Genomic DNA, 21,921 nt, shown 5'->3' on the forward strand with positions numbered 1-21,921 from the left:
TTATAGGATTATTTACTATCAGTTTTTTAGCTAGCCGAGCCTTCTACCTAACTCAGGAAAGCGCTTTATCATATATAGCATCAGTAGCAGCGCTATACTAGCGATAGCCGCACCTACATATCCCACACTTGATATTGAGATATGCGTCACCGCATAACCGCCAAATAAAGCACCCGTACCAATCCCTAAGTTAATAATCCCTGAGAACATCGACATCAGCATATCTTGCGCATTGACATCGACCATGATGACTTTAGCTTGCATAGAGATAATCAGCAGCATGAGTGCAGCGCCCCATAGTAAGGCAATTAAGCTGAGCGCCCATACTGAGGTCACAGCAAGCAACAGCGCAAGCATCGATACCAAAATCAATATCGTCGATATCAGCATCAACCTAGTATTAAATCTATCGCCCCAGTGACTGAATATCACACTGCCCATAATCCCTGCGACACCAAATAATAACAATACGAAAGTAGCTGAGTTTTCACTGATGGCGCCGACTTCGCGCATAAAAGGCTCGATATAAGAATAAGCGGTATAGTGTGCGGTAAAGACAATTAAGATCAGCACATATAGGCTGACTAATAAAGGATTTTTGAGTAACTCTGGGATTTTTCTGAAAGATCCTTCAAACATACTGGGCAGAGTAGGTAATAGCCTTGCTTGCAATATAAATACGATAAAAGCAATCAAGCCAATACCACCAAACGTCGCTCGCCAGCCGAACCATTGACCAATCAAACGTCCTAATGGCACACCAAGCACCATCGCTAATGAGGTTCCAGTCGCAAGTACACTAAGTGCCAACGCCTTTTTGCCTTCAGGTGCCACGCGTATAGCAATCGCTGCCGTGATGGACCAAAATATCGCATGCGATAGCGCAATCCCAACTCGGCTGATAAGCAGCACTTGAAAGCTCCAAGCAAACACTGATAACACATGGCTGGCAATAAAAACGGTAAATAAGGCTAAGAGTAAACTCTTGCGCTCAAATCGACTGGTCAGTAGCATTAGTGGCAAGGACATGGCTGCGACAATCCAAGCATACAGCGTCAACATCCAGCCCGTTTCTGCTGTGGTAATAGAAAAGTCTTGGGCAATGTCGCTTAATAGAGCGACAGGGACGAATTCCGTAGTATTCATAATGAATGCGCTAACGCCCATCAAGAACACTTGAAAATACTGAGTCCGGCGAGTGTGTGGGCTCGCCTCAAAGTTATGTGTCATAGAATCCAATATTGAGAAGATGGCAATACAGCAAAATGTGCTTAAAAACGGAGTTAAGGGGTATCAAGAAATGTAAGAATGGAGGGCAAGATAGCAAGTCAATAACAATAGTTAAAGTAGTTTTTTGATAATAAGAGTGATTATGTAAAGAGAATTGATATTATTAAATAGGTATCAGTTTTATTAATATAGAGTTGAATGTAAGAATCAAGTTCTACAAGGTATAGACGTTGAATACGAGAAATAGCCTAAGTATTAAATATAGAAATCACTAGATGATGAAACCTCTTCAAATAGCCAGTCGCGAAAGGCTTTAATCTTTATCATATTTACAGATTTGGGTTGGTAGACGACGTAATAGGCAAGTGGGGAGATAAAGGTAACCTCGGGGAATAGTCGAACCAAGCGTCCGGCAGCAATGTCATCATCCGCCATTACACTGCGAGCCAAGGCAATACCATGCCCATTAATCACCGCTTGTAGTACTGCCGCAGAGTTATTGATTTGCATACCACGCGACGTATCTATTTTGGTTAGGTTTTCCTCTGTTAAACCCGCTTGTTTGAGCCAGTCATCCCACGATGCAAAGCCAATATAACCGTCCATTGAGCGGTCATGGATGAGTGTTTCTTGGGTTAGATCAAGAGGGTTTTTCCCCTGTAATAGCTGCGGAGAGCAAACAGGGTACATTTCTTCTTCCATGAGCTTCTCACTCATCAGACCTGCCCAAGTACCGGAGCCGTACCGCACCCCGATATCTACTTCTTGCAACGCAAAATCGACTGATTTAGTGCTGGTGTCAAGACGTACATCGATATCTGATTGTAGGTTTTGGAATCGATCAATACGTGGCAATAGCCATTTGGCAGCAAAAGCAGGACTGACAGTGACCGTCAGCACACCGCTGTTTGAGCCTTCTTGTAATTGTTCTAATCCAAGTGCCAATTTGTCTAAACCAGCTTTGATATTCGGTAGGGCCAGCTCTACTATTTTGGTAGGAATTAAGCGAGACTTACCGCTGGTTTTTCGATAGAACAGCGGTGTACCTATTGAATCCTCCAAATTACGCACCAGTTGACCGACTGCAGCAGGCGTTACATTTAGCTCTTGTGCTGCAGCAGAAAAACTTTGATGACGCGCACTGGCTTCCAAAGCACGAAGGGCATTTAAGTAGAGCGCTTTATTCATAGCGATAAACATTTTCTTTTAGATAAGTGAATATTATCTCGTTTGTCAAAGGATGTAAATCAGTTGATAATCGAAGTCAATAAAACTTATGCTTGGAAAGTATACTATGCTCATTAATGCAGATTTTTCTTGTCGAGCCTCATTACTGCCTGAACAGCATCAATGGGTTAAATCACCACAACAAGGTGTCGAGCGAGTGATGCTTGATCGCGTTGGTGCAGAAAAAGCACGTGCAACCAGTATTGTACGCTACGCCCCCGATTCACACTTTCCTCATCATCTTCATCCCGGTGGTGAGGAGATCTTAGTATTGTCCGGTACGTTTTCTGCAGATGACCGCCATTATCCTGCTGGCTGGTATCTACGTAATCCTCCAACCTCAGGGCATCAGCCTTATAGCGATGAGGGCGCTGTTATTTTTGTCAAACTTTGGCAGATGTCAGCAGACGAGACGCATCATGTGGCTATCGATACCAAAGATGCCAAAAATTGGCAAAAAAAAGGTAGCCGTGATGTCTGTGAATTATATTCAGACACAACAGAGAAGGTAAGTTTGCAGCGTTTAAATGCAGGCGAAGTATTGTTTACAGATAAAATTGCTGGTGGTGCTGAGCTATTGGTGCTAGAAGGTACCTTAATCGAAGCTGAACAAACTTATCAACGTGGTGGCTGGATACGTTTGCCTGTCGATGCGACGTCAGAAGTAGTAGCGGGCGCGAATGGCGCCATGGTTTATCTAAAAACTGGTCACCTCTCTCAAGTCATCGGCGCTGATGTGGAAGGCAGGTAATATGAAAACTGTACCAGTAGCAATTATCGGCGGCGGCTTAAGTGGGCTGTATGCCGCCTTTTTACTTGAGCAAAAAGGTGTTGATTATATTCTTTTAGAAGCGCGTCCGACGTTAGGTGGTCGTATCGTTACTGCTAGATCCGCTAAGATTGAAGACGGTTTAAATGTAGAGCCGTTAAATGCTGATAACTCAAACACGGCGCAAACGCTAGACAGTTTTGATTTGGGACCCTCTTGGTTTTGGCCAGATTATCAGCAGCAGTTGGCGCATCTTATCGATGAATTACAATTAGAGTCTGTTGCGCAATTTGAAGAAGGTGACATGATGGTTGAACGCTCCCCCGATGAGTTAGCGGTTCGTACACGCGGATATAAAAGCTCACCACCGTCAATGCGCCTCAAAGGTGGTATGGCAGCCTTGATAGAGGCTCTCTATCATCGATTGGATACATCACGTATTTTAACCGGTCAAATAGTACGTCAGTTAAATAACACAGAAAAGCATATCGAGATTAGTAGTGAGGATGCGTCTGGGCAAGTAACGATGTGGCGAGCGCAACATGTGTTACTGGCGCTACCACCGCGTTTGGCTCAAGAAAGTATCACGTTTCAACCTTCGTTACCCGCTAATCTAGAGACGCAGTGGCAGAGAACAGCAACTTGGATGGCGCCGCACGCCAAATATGTGGCAGTTTATGACACGCCTTTTTGGCAAAAAAAAGGGCTTTCAGGAGCAGCGAGAAGTGCGCAAGGGCCCATGGTTGAGATTAATGATGCTTCAGTAGTAGATGGTAGCGGTGCGTTGTTTGGCTTTATAGGAGTACCGGCACCAGTACGTCAAAGCCTGTCTGATGATGTATTGAAGGCGCATTGCCGTGCGCAGTTGGTGCGCCTATTTGGGGCGCAAGCAGAGACACCTAAGAGAGAATATCTCAAAGACTGGGCACAAGAACCGTTTACAGCGACTGCTGCTGACGTGAGTAGTGATGGTCAGCATGCGGCAGCACCTATATCAAAAGCGACGTCTGGCGTATGGAAAAACTGTTTGACGGGTATCGGTAGCGAATGGTCAGCGCAGTTTCCAGGTTACCTTGCTGGCGCGATTGATGCCGCTAGCATAGGAGTAGAAGACATCCCTGAGTCAGTCATGTATTAATTAACCATGTTTATTTCAACATAAAAAATACCCTCTAAACCATTATTTTTCGATTAAGTCTTCCTTGCTGCATTGGCGTTTCACTTTTATAGCAAGGATAAACTTCAGCTCAAGACAAAAAAAATCGTGTCAAGTAAAGCTAACTCATTAGTTCAATTCTCTATAATGATCTTATTTAAAATAAACAAAATACATATTAACCCTTCACATTGCTAGATTATTTCTATAAAATACCGACCGTGTGGTTTCTTTAATGTATATACATTATTAATATGGCTTGATTTAAGACAGGTATCCTAATTATGAGTCCTACCACTGTTGCTTACACATACCTTGCCATTGCCATTATTTGCGAAGTAATAGGCACCACTTTTTTAGTAAAGTCAGAACAGTTTACCCGTTTGGTACCGACATTGATTATGGGTGTGCTTTATGCCATCTCGTTTTACTTGCTGACGCAAACGATCAAGACCATACCGCTTGGTATCGCTTATGCGTTGTGGGGCGGGTTGGGAATCGTGCTGACATCGCTCGTTGGCTTGGTGTTTTTTAAACAAAGTCTCGATACGGCAGCAGTGATTGGTATCGCTATGATCGTTGGCGGTGTCGTAGTGATGAATTTACTGTCTAATTCTGTAGTGCATTAGCCATTAGCATGGAGATGAAAATGGAAACTGAAAACGCTTATAAACGTAAGAAACAACCAGAGCTCATCCGTCGAGCGCTACTCGATCAAGCAGCACGGATAACTCTAGAGCAGGGTTTGTCTAAAGTTACCTTCCAAGCGGTCGCTGACGCAGTCGGGGTGACCAAAGGTGGTGTCATGCATCACTTCGCTACCAAGAATGCGCTGATACTTGAAGTGTTTAGTGATGCGATGGCAAAATTTGAGGCAGAAGTAGATGCGGCGATGGCTAAAGACCCTGTGCGTTACGGCTCTTTTACTCGCGCCTATATCGATGCCACTATCAGTTTGGGTGCAAAAGGTCAGGAAGAGTTTAATAGTCAAGCAACGTTATATGTGTTGATGTTAGGAGATATCGAGCTACGTGAATTGTGGGCAGAGTGGTCAAATAAGCAGTTAAAGAAGCATGAAGCAACTGATAATACCGAAATACTCTGTATGGTGCGTCTGGTCGCCGACGGTATTTGGCTCTCTGATTTTTCAGGTATCAATATATCGGACAAAACGTCATTGCGTGAGCGTTTGATAAAAATGACGCAGCATGAGCAGGATTAAAACGCTGCTTTCAAATAATTTATTAAAGAAGTATTTTTTATCAGAGAAGCATGGAAAGAAAAGCTTGTAGAAATAGGCTATATAAATTTATTTTTAAAACTTAAAACTTAAAACTTAAAACTTAAAACTTAAAACTTGACGAAATTATTCGGTTTCTCTTTTATAGAGTTAGCCAGTCGTCGTAAGGGAAACCCATGATTAGTACAAATACAAATACAAATACAAATACAAATACAAATACAAAAACTGCTATAAGCAACTTAGCAGACATTATCAATTTAAACCAAGTTCAAACCGCTTATGTTAATGGTCGTTATCTACCTATCGATGAATCTTTAGCTACTTTTGAAGATATTAATCCAGCGACGGGTGAGCTATTGGCCACCATTCAGCAAACGAATGATGAGCAGATTAACGAAGCCGTTGAAGCAGCACAAAAAGGTCAAAAATTGTGGGCTGCAATGACAACGGTTGAACGTAGTCGTATTTTGCTAAATACCGTTGCCATATTGCGGGAACGCAATGATGTGCTGGCATTGCTTGAAACCAAAGACACCGGTAAGGCGCTCTCTGAAACCAAGTATGTCGATATCGTCACCGGTGCTGATGTCATTGAATATTATGCTGGTCTTGCACCGATGCTTGAAGGTCGTCAGATTCCGCTACGTGATACCAGCTTTGTTTATACCCGCCGCGAGCCACTCGGTGTCGTCGCAGGTATTGGCGCGTGGAACTATCCTATCCAAATCGCGATGTGGAAAGCAGCGCCGGCATTAGCTGCTGGTAATGCGATGATTTTTAAACCATCAGAAGTGACCCCTCTAACCGCACTCAAGCTAGCAGAAATCTTCACGGAAGCGGGCTTACCAGATGGCGTATTCAACGTCGTACAAGGGGATTATAAAGTTGGCGAAGCATTAACCCAGCATCCTGATATCGCTAAAGTCTCGTTTACTGGTGGCGTACCCACTGGCAAAAAAGTCATGGCAAGTGCCGCATTATCGTCGCTTAAAGACGTGACACTGGAGCTTGGCGGTAAGTCGCCATTAATTATATTTGATGATGCGGACATCGATACCTCCGCTGATATTGCGATGATGGCGAATTTTTATAGCACGGGTCAAGTCTGTACCAATGGCACGCGTGTCTTTATTCCTAAAGCATTACAAGCTAAGTTTGAGCAAGCCATCTTATTGCGTGTTGAGCGTATTAAGTTAGGCGATCCGATGGATGAAAATATCAATATGGGTCCACTAGTCAGCTTTCCGCATATGGAAAGAGTGCTTGGTTATATTGAACAAGGCAAAGCTAGTGGTGCACGATTATTGACTGGCGGTGAGCGTATCACGTCAGGCGAACTTGCCAATGGCGCCTTTGTCGCTCCAACCGTATTTACAGATTGCAGCGATGATATGACCATCGTACGCGAGGAAATATTTGGTCCGGTGATGTCGATATTGACTTATGAAACCGAAGAAGAAGTTATTCGCCGTGCCAATGATACCGAGTATGGCTTGGCTGCAGGGGTGGTGACTGCTGATTTGACCCGAGCGCATCGAGTGATTGCTCAGATTGAAGCCGGTATTTGCTGGTTAAATACCTGGGGCGAGTCGGCAGCACAAATGCCAGTCGGCGGTTATAAGCATTCGGGTATCGGCCGCGAAAATGGCATTGAAGCACTTGAACATTATACTCAGACCAAATCTATCCAAGTCGAATTGGGTGCGTTTGAATCGGTATTTTAATAGTTGATATTGAGAAAACCCTTGAGCAATCAGGGTGCTGAATAGGGGCGCATTTGCCTTTCTTACTCAGTCACCTTGATACTAAATGATTTATATTTTTTCAATATTATGGAGCGTTTTATGACATCAACACCTGAGTATGACTATATCATTGTCGGCGCAGGCTCAGCAGGCAATGTGCTGGCTACGCGATTGACCGAAGATGCCAGCATTAAGGTATTGCTATTAGAGGCCGGTCGTCCAGATCACCGCTTAGACTTTCGCACGCAGATGCCAGCGGCGCTTGCCATGCCTTTGCAAGGAACGACTTATAACTGGGGTTATAAAACCGATCCTGAACCTTACATGAACAATCGGGTGATGGACTGTGGTCGCGGCAAGGGGTTAGGTGGCTCATCTCTAATTAATGGTATGTGCTATATCCGTGGCAATGCCTTGGACTTTGACGACTGGGCCAAAATTAAAGGGTTAGAAGACTGGACGTATTCGGACTGTTTGCCATATTTTAAAAAATTAGAAAATCGTGATGCTGGCGAGAACGACTATCATGGTGTGGGTGGTCCTGTTGAAATGACCACATCAAAGCCAGGAGTCAATCCGTTATTTCAAGCCATGATTGAAGCTGGTGTGCAAGCAGGCTATCCGAGTACTGAAGATTTGAATGGCTATCAGCAAGAAGGCTTTGGTCCGATGGATCGCTTTGTGACGCCTAATGGTCGCCGTGCTTCTACAGCTCGAGGTTATCTTGACCGCGCTAAACCGCGTAGCAATATCACCATTTTAACCGGTGCATTGACTGATGTAATCTTATTTGATGGCAAACGTGCTATCGGCGTAAAAGTAGAGCATCAAGGTCAGATCAAGAACTTCCATGCATCTCGTGAAGTCATTATCTCATCGGGCGCAATTGCCTCACCGCAATTATTGCAGCGTTCAGGTATTGGCCCTGGTCAATGGCTGAAAGATTTGGGTGTCAATGAGATTCTAGATTTACCAGGCGTTGGTAATAATCTACAAGACCATTTAGAGCTGTATATGCAGTATGAATGTAAGCTACCAGTCTCGATTGCTCCTGCCAATAAATGGTGGAATAAGCCAGCGATTGGCGCTGAATGGTTATTCAATGGTACAGGACTTGGTGCCTCAAATCAGTTTGAAGGTGGCGGCTTTATTCGTACCGATGAAAAATTTAGCCATCCTAATATTCAATATCACTTTTTACCATTAGCTGTGCGCTATGACGGTCGTAGTGCAGTTAATTCTCACAGTTTCCAAGCGCATGTAGGCTCATTACGTTCGCCAAGTCGTGGTCGCGTCAAGTTGACATCGAAAGATCCAAGCGCTCATCCGAGTATTTTATTTAATTATATGTCGCATGAGCAAGACTGGCACGAGTTCCGTGCTGCCATGCGTATCACCCGCGAGATTATGCATCAGCCAGCGCTCGACCCTTATCGTGGTCGTTCTATTGCGCCAACCGATGATTTGGTGACCGATGCGCAATTAGATGAATACGTCCGTGAAAATAGCGAGACGGCTTATCATCCATCGTGTACCTGTGCGATGGGCGAAGGCAATGATTCGGTAGTTAATGGAGAAGGTCTGGTACATGGTATCGATGGCTTACGCGTCGTCGATGCGTCGATTATGCCAAATATTATCAGTGGTAATCTGAATGCGACCACTATTATGCTGGCAGAAAAAATCGTCGATAAAATGCGCGGTAAGCAATTACCATGCTCAACGGTAGATTATTATGTTGCCAATGGCGCACCGCTCAGAGCTGAGCCAATGCGGATTTATGGTTCACCCGTATAAGCAGTTGAATATTCAATGATATAACACAGTTTCAATGAGAAGGCCTTTCTAGATAAAGGCCTTTTTTATCAGCGTTAATTTATAAAGAAGATGATCACCATGATGGTTGTATCTACTTTCATTTTTATATGAAGCAAGCTTTACACAGCAAATTTTTATTTATTAGTACTGCTTTGTGCGTCATGCGGTTATCAGCTCATAACGGACAAAGCAATACCACACACTGGTTAATCTATTTATTGAGGTCTTTTATGTACAGCTCGCCATCAGAGGGTGCGACAAAACCCCTGACTCTAAATAAGACAGTTTTTTTAGGCTCAGCTATTATTTCTATTTTATTGATTATCTGGACCATTTCGTTTCCAGATTATAGTCAGAACTTGCTTAGTGCTGGTATGGCTTGGGTATCAGAAAGTTTTGGCTGGTATTATATGCTGGTCGTTGCCGCTTATAGTATTTTTGCATTATTTGTTGGTCTGTCTAAATATGGTGATATCAAACTTGGTCAAGACCACGAAAAAGCGCAGTTTCCCTTTTTAACTTGGGCAGCCATGCTGTTTTCAGCCGGTATCGGTATTGATTTATTATTTTTTGGTGCATCTGAACCTTTGATGCATTATTTAACGCCGCATACAGGGCTAGAGCCTGCCAGTGCAGAAGCGATGCGCGAAGCACTATCACAGACTTTTTTACATTGGGGTTTACATGGTTGGGGTATTTATGCGCTCATCGGTATGGCATTAGCTTACTTTGCTTACCGTAAAAATATGCCGCTGGCGCTACGTTCGCCGTTGACACCGATATTTGGCGAGCGCTTAATTAAAGGCTGGCTTGGTGATAGTATTGATACCTTTGGTGTGGTCTGTACCTTGATGGGCATTGCGACCAGTTTAGGTATTGGTGTCTTGCAGGCAAATGCTGGACTGACTCATGTCTTTGGTATTGAATCTAGCAAGATGGTTCAGACGCTAATCATCGTAGGTGTTGTCGCGGCCGCCGCTATCTCTGCGATGACCGGTGTTGAAAAAGGCGTCCGTCGTCTGTCTGAATTCAATATGTTGTCTTCGATATTATTATTGCTAGTGATATTAGTCCTTGGTAATACCGTTTATTTGCTGAATACTTTTACTCAAAATATTGGTCAATATTTCCAAACCATTATTTATAAAACTTTTGATGTTTATGCTTATGACGGTACTGCTGGTGCCGAATGGAAGTCAGGTTGGACGATATTTTTCTGGGCATGGTGGGTGGCTTGGGCACCGTTTGTCGGTTTATTTATTGCCCGTATCAGCCGTGGGCGTACGCTGCGTGAGTTTGTCTTTGGCGTGATGTTTATCCCACTTGGTTTTATCTTTGCCTGGTTCTCTATCTTTGGTAATTCAGCGATAGATTTGGTTGCCAACGGTGCAACCGAACTTGGTGAGATTGCGGTCAACGATGCTGCGATGGGTATGTTTGCCTTGTTTGAGTACTTCCCTTACAGCAACGTCTTATCATTTGCTGGCGTGGTTATTGGTTTGGTGTTCTTTGTGACTTCAGCGGATTCAGGCGCTTTAGTACTCGCCAACCTAAGCTCAAGAGGCATGACCAATGATACCGATGCGCCTGTTTGGTTGCGTCTGTTTTGGGCAGCGGCAACCGGTCTTATTACCCTAGGTTTATTGTTTGCTGGTGGTTTTGAGTCATTGCAATCCGTATCCGTGATTGCAGGCTTGCCATTCTCACTTATTCTTGTGCTTTATATGATGTCGATGTGGAAGTCATTAAAAGAAGAGGGCAATAAGCGCAAGGCTAGCACGATTGGTATGGCAAACGTACTTGATAGTGGCAAAGGCTGGAAAGCGCGCTTGCAACGTATTGTCAGCTTCCCAAGTCATACGCAAGTTGAACGGTTTTTGCAGCATATCGTAAGACCGGCAATGATTGACGTTGAAAATGAGCTGAAAGCCGGGGGTCTAAAAACCTCTTTAGATATTCGTAATCCTGCTCATATCGGGCAAGATATCGATGAAGGTCTAGATGAAAGCAGTGGTCAAATAGATGGTCTAAGTTTGCGAGTTGGACATGGTGATGAGGATGACTTTATTTATGAAGTCAATTTAATCAAGGCTGAACGCCCTAACTTTACGATGAAAACCTCAAGCAAGCATACAGAGTATTACTATCGTGCTGAGGTGTTCTTAAGTGACGGTTCGCAAGAGTATGATTTGGTCGGCTATACCAAAGAACAAGTATTGGTCGATATCTTGCATCAGTATGAGCGCCATTTGCAGTATCTACATTTAGAGCGTTAATAGCTTTACCAAAGTCTATCCTACAGCTTGATAAGTTCTAGTATTTAAATAAAAGTATCGTATTAATAAACCCATAAGTTGGACACAGCTTATGGGTTTTTATATCGTTTTGGGGCATCAAGTGCCAATTACTAAGCATCGAATTAGTTACTAAGTCGATAAGGTGAAATAAAGCGACACAGGTTGTCGTACAGATTTTTATCTACTTTCTTTTTACCGGTTTTTGTACTATAGTTATTGAGTCAGGAGAAGTTAATAACATATAGCAATATAGAGTTTACCCTCGAAGCGCAACGCTTCATATCTAACTCTGCTGCTTATTAAATCTAGATTTCTCGATCGCTATCAAAGCTTAATACTCTCAACTTAAACAAAAGAAATATTCAATATAGCCAATCTGCATATTTGGCTAACGCCCTTTTTATTGTTTAAAAACTGAATGCTGAATAGATTACTGTAGTTACTCAAAAAATAAACCTCTTTATTTTATATTTATGACGTTGCTCAAAAAGCTGCGGACAGGCGATGCTGACTTGAAATTCGCACTAATACTAAAACAAAAAATTAAAAATGCTGCTACCAAACTAAATTTAAAATAATAAGGATAATTCTATGACAAATACAAAATATATTTTTGAGCAAAAACGCATAAACGATTTGCAGTGGGCATATGGCGCAAAACTGGCTGGAATAACAACACTCGCAAATGATGAAAAGGGGCGCGTACGAAAATCCCCATTGTTTTATCTTACGACCGTGTCTATTAATAGTTATGAAGATGATATTTATTTTGTAAATAACACGGATCAGACGCTACACTTTGTAGCGCCGTTCAGGCTTTATCGAAACATAGCTGAAGCAAGGGCTAAGCTTGGTGATATAAGTGTTGAGAACATAAATAAAGTGAAGCTTTATTCTGACGATATGGATTGTTTATATACTAAAGTATTGCCCAATCAAGGCGTGCGTATCGGCAGTTATCATATTATGTATGATAGCGATGAGATGATGCAGTGGTTTATTGATGTGCCTTATAAAGGAGTTGAGTCACACTCTGGCATTTGGCACTTTAATGTAGTCGAAAAAGGTGGGATTGGTCAGGCGTATCCACTGCTGTGGGATGATTTTAGCAAACCCTCACATATGGTCAGTTGTGATTTTCTAACTGAGCGTACTGATATACCGATTGAACCTTCAGTTTATGAAGAACGCTGTTGGGTATTTGATAATTTAATAGAGTCGCTTGGCATTTCGGAAGCGTTATTTGTATTGGCGATTAATGATGTGTTGTACCGCTATGGCATAGGCTGGAATGCGCCCTATAACGAGTCTGATATACAGGCAAAAGAAATAGGCAGTAAATTACAAACCCTGAAACCTAAAAATGTTGAGGCGGTGCAAACCATTGTCCAAGCCGTTTATGATTTTTGGTTTAATAAAGGTTTTGCAAAAAATGTCTCAGTAGAGGCTTGTACGGATATTTTTGCTTTGTACCAAGAATGGCTGGCTAATGATCAAAACTAATCATTGGGAAATAAGTGAAAAATAATAAGAAAAGGAGAGTGCAATGATGTTGCCTATTGAAAATAATGATACATTTTTACTGTTTTTCCATGGTCTTGATTCGAGTAATGAAACCAGTAAATATACTTGTATGACACGTGAGCCTAAATACTGCCAAACGGTTAATTATCGAGATAATTTTGAAGCAGTTTTTGAGATTTACGATGCGTTGATTCAAGAAAAGATGAGCCAGTATCCGCGAGTAGTATTAGCAGGGCATTCGCTTGGTGGTTGGTTTGCCAATCATTTTGCCCATAAATATAACTTGCGCGCGCTATTGATTGCGCCCTGTATTTACCCGAGTGAGGTCTTAGCCGACCGCATTCCAGAAGTGGCTGATATGAAACTGTCCTTTCCAACCTCAAATGCTCAAATGATCCGAGTAATGGTCGAAGTGGATGATGAATGTTTGGATGTAGCAGTTGCCAGACGTACGTTAGTGAATTTACCAGAAAACTGGGCAGTGGAATACTTTGAGCGTGGTCATCACCGTATTGCTCGCAGTAGTGAGATTTGGAGTCATCTATTGGATTTGTGTGAAGATCCTCTTGTTTGGATAGATACGGCGACGTTTTATGGCGAAGATTAACCGTCACGACATAATTTGATGTGCTATCATTATTAAACGTCTTTATTAGACAGCGTTATTAAACATCAGTATTATAAATCGTTATTAACGACGATTGTTAAGACCTATCGTGGGTTTAATGGTTGGTTGTACTGTCATTGTGGATCACTTATCAATGACAGCATAACCAATCTTGCAACTTCCAGCACGATATAAAATAACCCTGGTAAAGCGCATGAGCCTTTTCTCCGACAAAGTCATCCATGCCTTATTTGATTTGCCGAATTTGGCTTATTATTATACTTTTATTGTCGGAGTTATAGGAGTCTCACTTGTTTACTCTCCCTGCTGCTCATTCAAAATATACCCGCTGTTATCGACCGCGGCATCCGCTTGCGCAATCTATTATTACGCAAATTGATAAGCGTGAGCAACGTCCGCAAGATATTACCAAAGCGATGGGTTACCCATTAAAACATACCATTCCTGCCTGTGACCGTCTGCGTCATGTATTGTCTAGCGCAACCTTGGGGTTAGATAGCAGCTATATTGATGCTTACTTTACGCCAGATAAATTCTTGGAAAAATTGTTTGCAGTACTCGAGATGGATGCTGATACGTTTGAAGAAGATATCGCCCAAATCAAATATCGTTTGTTGCATCCTCGTCAACCGCTGCCTAGCTATAGTCTGCAAGCCGATGTGGATTTTACCTTTAATGGCAGCTCAAATTGGCTGTCTCGTTGGGGTGCTTCACTGTCTACTCATGTACAGTTACCAAGTGGACTCGCCAAACTGAGTGAAGCAGAGCGTGAAGCACTGATTAAGAAAAGTATCCGCGAGCATTATCGACAGTATGAAGGCAATGTGCCGTATGAAGGTGTTTTAAAAGGCTATCAATTGACCATATCGCAAAATAACGAGATCGTCGATGAAGTGATGTATAAATTACCAAGCTCTACTAAAGCTTAATAGTGGCTTTATAAAAGAAGTAAATTAAGATGAAAGTTTCAGGTTGATATTATGAACAAGCTGATAGCTCAGTTGAATGAAAAGCGATTTTAAATATTGTTTAAAAAATAAAAGCGCCAAATGCTATTAAGCATTTGGCGGTTTTTTGCGTTATTAATATTGGTTAAAAAGCACCGCTAAGTCCGATAAATACACTGGTTGCCTTGTCATCATCACCTTGTGAATGGGTGACACCAGCATTAGCATTAAGTAGACCGAAGCTTTTTGATACGCCTAGTGTCATACCAAAGTTATCGTCGTCGGTTTCTACCATTGGGGTATCAAAGCTGATATTCGCTATGGTATTGAGACGTGCTGAAGCGGCTTCACGATTATCACTCAACTGTTTTTGATAATGAATATCACCAAATACATTAAGCGTATCGGCTAGGTAGTGATTGGCTTTGACGCCAAGCTTGCCATAAGTAGTGGTATATTTTTGCTCATCGAATTGCATGGCGATGCCAGACATTTCTTGCTCTTTTAGCGCGTCTAATCTTACACGGCTAGCGGTTGCGCCGATATATGGTGTAATAGCGATACTACTGAGCTGCATCGGATAGCCTGCCTGTACATTGGCATAATAACGCTTACCATCAGCATTTGATTTAAATTCTTGTTTATTGCCACCAAGCGTGACCGCACGTGTGACATCAACATCCATATTACCAAAGCCAACAGAGCCATTAAGTTGTACACCGCCAAGATTATCTAGCGTATTGCTATGATAAATACCGAAGCCAACTTCTTCTAGTTCAATATTACTTAAGCCAGTACGAACCCCTGAGTTCTCAAACTCCTTTTGGGTGATGTTGCCATACAATCCTGTGACGGCGTTTGCGGAATTAGGGTGAGCAAAGTCTACACCCAATAATATTTGCGTATTGCTATCACCTTCAAACCCTGCAATATCTTGATTTTCAAATTCACCGGTTGCCCACAAGTTACGGGCAAGTTTCTGCTCACTACTTTGGATTTGATTGATGTGAGATTGCAAGCGCTCGTTGGTTGCGAGTCCCGCTGTCGTCGCAATGTGCGGCAGTACGCCAATGAGACTAGGTGCGGTTACGACGGCGCTGGCATAGTCAGCAATCATTTGATGCGCGCGTCCTGTTGGATGGATGCCATCAGCAAAAAAATAGCTTTCATTAGCACCTGGCGTTACTAAGTTGTTTGATCCACATAATAGTGAGCTTGCTGTCGTACAAGTTGCTTGAGTGACATTCGTAAAACCATAAGCAGTAGGATTTGCAGCGACTTGTTGTAATAAACTAAAGGTATCTAGCGGTATAATATTTGCGCCGGTAGCGACAGCACCACTATACATAGATTGGTTATATAGATTTGCTAACATAGTGCCAGACGATTGGAAACCTGCTCCTGCAGCGATAGCAGTAGGTGTCAGCCCTATATCAGGGATATTCGGTACTAAAATATAGTTTGCACCGTTATCTTTTAGCGCTTTAATGGCTGCGACTTGGCTACCAGCAGCAGCTGAAACCGTATTGATAGCAGTAGCAGGATTGGTGGCGGCTGCAAGTAAATCGTTTGCGCCTCCCCACACGACATACATGCCATTAGAATCCACTTTATTATTAGCAAGATAACCACTAACTTGAGTATTGACAGAAGCAACAGGAACATTAACCCCAAAATCAGTATTGACGATATCTACGCCAGCTCTTGCCCCACCAATAGCATAGTTATTGCCGGTTTGAGGACTACCAACAGTATTGGCAACAGAAGTGGTACCAAGCTGTTCAGCAAACGAGGTTGCCCATACATTATCGGGATTGGTGGTAAATTGACCCGATTCGTTAAAACCCAGCCCTAAAGGAGGAGTGCCCTTAGTAATGGGGCTAAAATAACCGCCATCGGTTAAGCTATCACCAAAAAATGTCACGCTATTATAAAGCTCAGCATGAGCCATACCTGCTACAGATAGTGAGATAGCCAGCATGCTTTTAGTAAGGGTTTTGAGGGTGCTAGGGTTAACAATAACACGAGAGATATTAAGAGGCATATCGACTTCCTTGTCGTCAATGTGGCGGGTTTATTAACAAAGTGTAACTGCTTTCGAAAAACCTAGCAATCTATTTAACGGCAAAGTTTCATATAAGTTAAATAATCTAAAAGCTTTGTAGAACAATATCGTTCTCGGCATTTTTTATCTTAAAAAGTAAGGATAGCTTGAGAGATTAATACAGTATGAAGAAAGCGCCTTTCTGCTAAATGAGTAAGCACAAAAAATTTGTATGAGGTAACATTACTATCAGGAATGAATTGTATATTTATATAAAAAAGGAGTTAAAAAATGAAAGGAATCACACGTTTTTCGAATAGCTTAATGGAGAAGTATTTACCAGATCCATTTTTATTCGTTATTATTTTAACAGTCGTTATTTTTGCACTCGGCTTAGGCTTAACTGATTCTTCACCGGTACAGATGGTCGCATTTTGGGGTGAAGGCTTTTGGGCGTTACTCGCATTCTCGATGCAAATGGTATTGGTGCTAGTCACTGGTTTCGTATTGGCGAGCAGCCCGATATTTAAAAAAGGGCTGGGTAAACTGGCAAGTTTCGCAAATTCGCCAGGTAGCGCAATTATTTGGGTAACTTTAGTATCACTTGCAGCCAGCTGGATCAACTGGGGTTTTGGATTGGTTATTGGTGCGTTATTCGCCAAAGAATTAGCGAAGCGTGTTGAACATGTCGATTACCGTTTGCTGATTGCCAGTGCTTATTCTGGCTTTATCATTTGGCATGCTGGATTTTCGGGCTCTATTCCATTATCCATTGCGACAGAAGGACATCCATTCGCCGATAAAATTGGCATTATTCCAACCAGTGCAACCATTTTTGCCAGTTATAACTTAATCATCGTCGCGGCATTAGTGATTATTGTCCCTTTGTTAAACCGTTTGATGATGCCAAAAAAAGAAGATACGGTTACAGTAGATCCTAAACTACTCGTTGATCCGATTATTGAGGAACTTCCAGCAAAATCAGATATGACACCAGCAGAGCGTTTGGAGAATAGCTGGATTTTATCGATGGTCATCGGCGCATTAGGTATTGCCTTTATTGTCTATTATTTTGTCCAGAATGGCTTTGCGTTAACGCTCGATTTGGTTAACTTTATGTTCTTATTCCTTGGCATTATATTCCACGGAACGCCTCGCAAGTATTTGATTGCCGTGCAAGAAGCGGTCAAAGGAGCGGGCGCCATCATTGTTCAATTTCCGTTCTATGCAGGAATTATGGGCATGATGACAGCATCGGGTTTGGCAGCTGTTATGTCAGATGCGTTCGTCAGCGTTTCGACGGCGGACACGCTACCACTTTTCGCATTCTTAAGTGCAGGACTCGTCAACTTTTTCGTCCCTTCAGGTGGTGGACAATGGGCAGTTCAAGCGCCAATTATGTTAGAAGCGGCAGAAATGCTTGGTAGTGATCCAGCGAAAGTTGCCATGGCTGTTGCATGGGGCGATGCTTGGACAAACATGATTCAGCCGTTTTGGGCATTGCCAGCGCTGGCAATCGCTGGACTAAAAGCCAAAGATATCATGGGTTTTTGTGTCATTGTATTGGTAGTCAGCGGTGTAGTGATTGGTTTAGGATTGCTGTTCTTGTAAGCTGTTGTTCTTGTAAGTTATTGTTTTTATAAATAAAATATAGCGTTTAGGCCTTACCAGTTTTTGGGGTAAGGCTTTTTAATTATTTGGAGCAGCAAACGCAGTCTTGAGTACATCATCTAATCAAAATGAAAACATCAAAAACCCTTTCACTTTATACACTGCATTATATGAAAAGACTTCTTTGATATATATTAGAGAAACGATAGAGAAAAACCTAGCAAACTAAGCTCTATCCGTATTCACTTAATCTCTGATGCTCACTTATCTACTCAGCAAACATATTTTCTTTTACTATAAAAAACGGACTGTATCAGTATATTTATACGGACTCTAATACTTGCTCACATGCTTGAGCTAGATAAGGATCAACACTGTCTTGTTTAAGCAGCCATTTAAGATAACCAGAACCCTCAGAACTGGTTGCTAGATCTGCGATAGCCTCACCTTTATGTTTACCAAAGCTTAAATGCGTGGGTATGCGTGCCATTTGACTAAAATCATATAAACTATCTACATCAGTGATGACATGACCTTGTTCATTAGCCAGGTCAATCAGACTACCAAGCACCAACTCAGTGAAGTAAATGTCAGCAATAGCCGCATGCGCATCCTTTGCTTGATCACGCGCCACCTCTCGATGGAAGTGATAGAGAAGGGATACTAGCTTATGGCTTTCCAGTGTGGGAAGCAGATAGTTAGCCATAGCATTTGTACAAATCAACTTAGGAGTATGCGTCACGCCAGCATTTTTAAGAACTGCCATATCAAAATCAATATTGTGACCAATCAAGTACTCAACACTGCTAGGCAGTCTAAAATCTGTGTGAGGCGGCTCATCCACAACATCTTCATCACATATATGTGATATCGCCATAGAACCCAAGCTGATTTCTTTCAGAGGATTAAAGCGCTTAGCTCGGGGAGCTTGTAAGACAGCTACCTTGCCACCGGCGATCTCAACAATAGAGTAGGCCGCTTCCGTCATGTGCGGCTCAATCAGCCCTGTTGTTTCGGTGTCGAGTATGTATGTGGTCATAATTAGCCTTGATCGGTTTTATTTGTTATAGATAGTTGCATTATATCAGTCTATTTCGAGTGTTTACTAATGGATTAAAGGCTTAGATATAGATAGATAGCTCCATTAATGGAGATGCCAAGTCACCTTCTAAGTATTTATCATTCATAAATTTAAAATCTTTTATAGTCTTAATTTTCGATTAAGCACGTCCTAAAAACTTTCGCTCTCTAATTTTCTTTTATACCATAAACTTATATACATGAATTTTATTCACCTTTAATTTAATTTAAGTCGTTTTTATTCATGTCATGATTTAGGTATGATTACCTCATACACAAATTTGGCTTTATCTAAAAATAATTAGGGGTGCAATCATCGTGAATAATAAAGAGAAAGAATTTAGCTGTTCAATTAAGCGCATACGTTTTGATGAAAACTATCATCCTGCAGACAGTACGCGTCTGACGACTAACTTTGCCAATTTGGCACGCGGCGAGCATCGCGAAGAGAACTTACACAAAACGTTGAGAATGATCAATAATCGTTTTAATGCGTTAGCGCATTGGGATAATCCAACAGCAGACCGCTATTCTGTTGACGTTGATATCGTATCTGTCGACATGGATATTGAAGGCAATGGCAATACTTTCCCTATCATTGAGATGTTACAAACAACGATTATCGACCATAAAGACAACACGCGTATTGACGGTATGATTGGCAACAGCTTCTCCTCTTACGTGCGCGATTATGACTTTAGCGTCGTCCTATTAGACCATTTTGATAAAAATCCGAAATCTCCACCGCCACAAGATTTTGGTGATTTACATGGCAAACTGTTTCAATACTTATTGAACTCAGAGGCATACCAAGCCAACTTTAATAAGCAACCAGTGATTTGCCTCAGTGTGTCAACCAGTAAAGCTTATCACCGTACTGCCAATCAGCATTCGGTATTAGGGGTTGAATACAGACAAGACGAATACTCGTTAACGGATGACTATTTCCATAAAATGGGCTTAACCGTTCGCTACTTTATGCCTGCCGGTAGTGTTGCGCCTTTAGCCTTCTATTTTGCGGGTGATTTGCTAAGTGATTACACGGATCTTGAGCTGATCAGTGCGATTAGTACGATGGAGACTTTCCAAAAGATCTACCGACCTGAAATTTATAATGCCAATTCTACCGCCGCTCAAGTGTATCAACCCAGTTTGAAGTACCAAGATTATTCACTGACTCAAATTGTGTATGATCGCGCCGAGCGCAGCCAGATGGCAGTAACGCAAGGTAAATTTACGGAAGAACAGTTCATCAAGCCATACGGAGCAATCCTTGAGCAATGGGCTGCAAGCTATTCTGTGAAAGAAAGTGCGGTTAAAAAACGCGCGGCTTAATAGTATGTTATCAGCTAGAATATAAAGCTAGTCCGATGTAAAAATTATTCAGTGAGACTGTTATACATTTTTCTTGCTTGCTGTGTCTACGCTGACAGAGGCTGCAAAAAATGTATAACAGTCTTTCCTCGAAACACCATACATTTACTTAGTACCTACTATAAAAACCAAAATATAAAAGATGAATCAATATGACAACATCACCAAAACTAATATTATTACCAACCTCAACCGCTGGCAGTTTACCGAAACCTTCTTGGCTTGCAGAACCTGAGACAATTTGGTCACCTTGGAGATTAGAAGGTGACGGGCTTATTGAAGGCAAACAAGATGCTTTACGTGTGTCATTGCAGGAACAAGTGCAGGCAGGGATTGATATTGTCAGTGATGGCGAGCAGACTCGTCAGCATTTTGTGACCACCTTCATTGAACATCTTGATGGCGTTGATTTTGAGAAGCGTGAGACTGTTCGTATTCGTAATCGCTATGATGCGAGTGTGCCGTCAGTGGTTGGTGCGGTGAGCCGCCAAAAGCCAGTGTTCGTTGAAGATGCGAAATTTTTACGGGCGCAAACCAATCAGCCGATCAAATGGGCGCTGCCAGGGCCGATGACGATGATTGATACGCTATATGACGGTCATTATAAAAGCCGTGAAAAATTGGCTTGGGAATTTGCTAAAATATTGAATCAAGAAGCGCGAGAACTAGAGGCGGCTGGCGTTGATATTATCCAGTTCGATGAACCGGCCTTTAATGTATTTTTTGACGATGTGAATGACTGGGGTATTGCCACGTTAGAGCGTGCCATCGAAGGTTTAAAGTGTGAGACGGCAGTGCATATTTGCTACGGTTATGGCATCAAAGCCAATACCGATTGGAAAAAGACTCTAGGTTCAGAGTGGCGCCAATATGAGCAAGCATTTCCCAAACTGCAACAGTCTAAGATTGATATCGTCTCATTAGAGTGTCAAAACTCGCATGTGCCTATGGATTTGATTGAATTAATTCGCGGTAAAAAAGTAATGATTGGTGCCATTGATGTGGCAACCAATGCTATTGAGACCCCTGAAGAAGTAGCAAATACGCTACGTAAAGCCCTGCAATTTGTTGATGCTGACAAGCTTTATCCTTCGACCAACTGCGGTATGGCACCGTTATCGCGCCAAGTGGCACGAGGCAAGTTAAATGCATTAAGTGCCGGTGCAGCAATCGTTCGTAACGAGCTGACGGCTTAAGCAGCAACGAAAGACTAGCGATAGTCAAATTT

General features: G+C 42.3%; 17 protein-coding genes. 13 read left to right on the top strand and 4 right to left on the bottom strand.

Annotated elements, in window-relative coordinates; all coding sequences use genetic code 11:
* Positions 1-30 precede the first annotated feature (30 nt).
* Together WAZ74_RS08315 and gcvA are read right to left on the bottom strand one after the other, a co-directional pair.
* Positions 31-1,230 (bottom strand): sugar transporter, encoded by a 1,200-nt coding sequence (locus WAZ74_RS08315; protein WP_422307735.1) that lies wholly within the window; start codon positions 1,228-1,230, stop codon positions 31-33.
* A 255-nt stretch (positions 1,231-1,485) separates the two neighbouring features.
* A complete protein-coding gene (gene gcvA / locus WAZ74_RS08320; protein ID WP_422307737.1) occupies positions 1,486-2,418 on the bottom strand; it encodes a transcriptional regulator GcvA in 933 nt (310 codons plus the stop codon).
* Positions 2,419-2,524: 106 nt separating this feature from the next.
* On the opposite strand from gcvA, the gene WAZ74_RS08325 reads away from it, so the two are divergent.
* The 10 genes from WAZ74_RS08325 to WAZ74_RS08370 all read left to right on the top strand — a co-directional run bounded on the left by WAZ74_RS08325 (position 2,525) and on the right by WAZ74_RS08370 (position 14,566).
* Positions 2,525-3,208 (top strand): cupin domain-containing protein, encoded by a 684-nt coding sequence (locus tag WAZ74_RS08325; protein ID WP_422307739.1) that lies wholly within the window; start codon positions 2,525-2,527, stop codon positions 3,206-3,208.
* 1 nt (position 3,209) lies between these two features.
* Positions 3,210-4,364 carry a flavin monoamine oxidase family protein gene (locus WAZ74_RS08330; protein WP_422307741.1) on the top strand — a complete coding sequence of 385 codons (1,155 nt, stop codon included), beginning with the start codon at positions 3,210-3,212 and terminating at the stop codon, positions 4,362-4,364.
* Positions 4,365-4,666: 302 nt separating this feature from the next.
* The gene (locus WAZ74_RS08335) at positions 4,667-5,011 is read left to right on the top strand and encodes a DMT family transporter (protein ID WP_422307743.1); all 345 of its coding nucleotides are present in this window, start codon (positions 4,667-4,669) and stop codon (positions 5,009-5,011) included.
* Positions 5,012-5,031: 20 nt separating this feature from the next.
* Positions 5,032-5,604: a TetR/AcrR family transcriptional regulator gene (locus WAZ74_RS08340; RefSeq protein ID WP_422307745.1), complete on the top strand. Its 573-nt coding sequence runs from the start codon at positions 5,032-5,034 to the stop codon at positions 5,602-5,604.
* A 194-nt stretch (positions 5,605-5,798) separates the two neighbouring features.
* Positions 5,799-7,349 carry a betaine-aldehyde dehydrogenase gene (gene betB / locus WAZ74_RS08345; RefSeq protein ID WP_422307747.1) on the top strand — a complete coding sequence of 517 codons (1,551 nt, stop codon included), beginning with the start codon at positions 5,799-5,801 and terminating at the stop codon, positions 7,347-7,349.
* A 120-nt stretch (positions 7,350-7,469) separates the two neighbouring features.
* A complete protein-coding gene (gene betA, locus WAZ74_RS08350; RefSeq protein ID WP_422307749.1) occupies positions 7,470-9,167 on the top strand; it encodes a choline dehydrogenase in 1,698 nt (565 codons plus the stop codon).
* Positions 9,168-9,418: 251 nt separating this feature from the next.
* Positions 9,419-11,464, top strand: a complete 2,046-nt coding sequence (gene betT, locus WAZ74_RS08355; RefSeq protein WP_422307751.1) for a choline BCCT transporter BetT — start codon at positions 9,419-9,421, stop codon at positions 11,462-11,464.
* 612 nt (positions 11,465-12,076) lie between these two features.
* Complete coding sequence (locus WAZ74_RS08360) at positions 12,077-12,988, top strand: hypothetical protein (RefSeq protein WP_422307753.1); 912 nt, start codon at positions 12,077-12,079, stop codon at positions 12,986-12,988.
* A gap of 43 nt (positions 12,989-13,031) precedes the next feature.
* A complete protein-coding gene (locus tag WAZ74_RS08365) occupies positions 13,032-13,616 on the top strand; it encodes a YqiA/YcfP family alpha/beta fold hydrolase (protein WP_422307755.1) in 585 nt (194 codons plus the stop codon).
* A 311-nt stretch (positions 13,617-13,927) separates the two neighbouring features.
* Entirely contained in the window at positions 13,928-14,566 is a 639-nt protein-coding gene (locus WAZ74_RS08370; protein ID WP_422307757.1) for a hypothetical protein, read from the top strand.
* 163 nt (positions 14,567-14,729) lie between these two features.
* Here WAZ74_RS08370 and WAZ74_RS08375 read toward each other — a convergent pair whose 3' ends face one another.
* Positions 14,730-16,628, bottom strand: coding sequence for an autotransporter domain-containing protein (locus WAZ74_RS08375; RefSeq protein ID WP_422307759.1), 1,899 nt, complete (start codon positions 16,626-16,628; stop codon positions 14,730-14,732).
* Positions 16,629-16,919: 291 nt separating this feature from the next.
* Here WAZ74_RS08375 and WAZ74_RS08380 point away from each other — a divergent pair, with 291 nt between their 5' ends.
* Positions 16,920-18,239: a short-chain fatty acid transporter gene (locus tag WAZ74_RS08380; RefSeq protein ID WP_422307761.1), complete on the top strand. Its 1,320-nt coding sequence runs from the start codon at positions 16,920-16,922 to the stop codon at positions 18,237-18,239.
* A 322-nt stretch (positions 18,240-18,561) separates the two neighbouring features.
* Here WAZ74_RS08380 and WAZ74_RS08385 read toward each other — a convergent pair whose 3' ends face one another.
* Entirely contained in the window at positions 18,562-19,278 is a 717-nt protein-coding gene (locus WAZ74_RS08385; protein ID WP_422307763.1) for a 3'-5' exonuclease, read from the bottom strand.
* A gap of 359 nt (positions 19,279-19,637) precedes the next feature.
* Here WAZ74_RS08385 and WAZ74_RS08390 point away from each other — a divergent pair, with 359 nt between their 5' ends.
* Both WAZ74_RS08390 and WAZ74_RS08395 read left to right on the top strand, forming a co-directional pair.
* Positions 19,638-20,654, top strand: a complete 1,017-nt coding sequence (locus tag WAZ74_RS08390; protein WP_422307765.1) for a DUF1852 domain-containing protein — start codon at positions 19,638-19,640, stop codon at positions 20,652-20,654.
* 191 nt (positions 20,655-20,845) lie between these two features.
* Positions 20,846-21,889, top strand: coding sequence for a methionine synthase (locus tag WAZ74_RS08395; protein WP_422307767.1), 1,044 nt, complete (start codon positions 20,846-20,848; stop codon positions 21,887-21,889).
* Positions 21,890-21,921: the final 32 nt, after the last annotated feature.

Origin of the sequence: Psychrobacter sp., from assembly GCF_049295055.1 — a bacterium.
Lineage (GTDB): Bacteria > Pseudomonadota > Gammaproteobacteria > Pseudomonadales > Moraxellaceae > Psychrobacter.

Excerpts from the sequence above, each read along its gene's own strand:
- WAZ74_RS08340 (WP_422307745.1), top strand. The coding sequence starts at position 5,032 with ATGGAAACTGAAAACGCTTATAAACGTAAGAAACAACCAGAGCTCATC.
- WAZ74_RS08395 (WP_422307767.1), top strand. The coding sequence starts at position 20,846 with ATGACAACATCACCAAAACTAATATTATTACCAACCTCAACCGCTGGC.
- betT (WP_422307751.1), top strand. The coding sequence starts at position 9,419 with ATGTACAGCTCGCCATCAGAGGGTGCGACAAAACCCCTGACTCTAAAT.
- WAZ74_RS08360 (WP_422307753.1), top strand. The coding sequence starts at position 12,077 with ATGACAAATACAAAATATATTTTTGAGCAAAAACGCATAAACGATTTG.
- WAZ74_RS08385 (WP_422307763.1), bottom strand. The coding sequence starts at position 19,278 with ATGACCACATACATACTCGACACCGAAACAACAGGGCTGATTGAGCCG.
- WAZ74_RS08335 (WP_422307743.1), top strand. The coding sequence starts at position 4,667 with ATGAGTCCTACCACTGTTGCTTACACATACCTTGCCATTGCCATTATT.
- gcvA (WP_422307737.1), bottom strand. The coding sequence starts at position 2,418 with ATGAATAAAGCGCTCTACTTAAATGCCCTTCGTGCTTTGGAAGCCAGT.
- betB (WP_422307747.1), top strand. The coding sequence starts at position 5,799 with ATGATTAGTACAAATACAAATACAAATACAAATACAAATACAAATACA.
- betA (WP_422307749.1), top strand. The coding sequence starts at position 7,470 with ATGACATCAACACCTGAGTATGACTATATCATTGTCGGCGCAGGCTCA.
- WAZ74_RS08375 (WP_422307759.1), bottom strand. The coding sequence starts at position 16,628 with ATGCCTCTTAATATCTCTCGTGTTATTGTTAACCCTAGCACCCTCAAA.
- WAZ74_RS08380 (WP_422307761.1), top strand. The coding sequence starts at position 16,920 with ATGAAAGGAATCACACGTTTTTCGAATAGCTTAATGGAGAAGTATTTA.
- WAZ74_RS08315 (WP_422307735.1), bottom strand. The coding sequence starts at position 1,230 with ATGACACATAACTTTGAGGCGAGCCCACACACTCGCCGGACTCAGTAT.
- WAZ74_RS08325 (WP_422307739.1), top strand. The coding sequence starts at position 2,525 with ATGCTCATTAATGCAGATTTTTCTTGTCGAGCCTCATTACTGCCTGAA.
- WAZ74_RS08330 (WP_422307741.1), top strand. The coding sequence starts at position 3,210 with ATGAAAACTGTACCAGTAGCAATTATCGGCGGCGGCTTAAGTGGGCTG.
- WAZ74_RS08365 (WP_422307755.1), top strand. The coding sequence starts at position 13,032 with ATGATGTTGCCTATTGAAAATAATGATACATTTTTACTGTTTTTCCAT.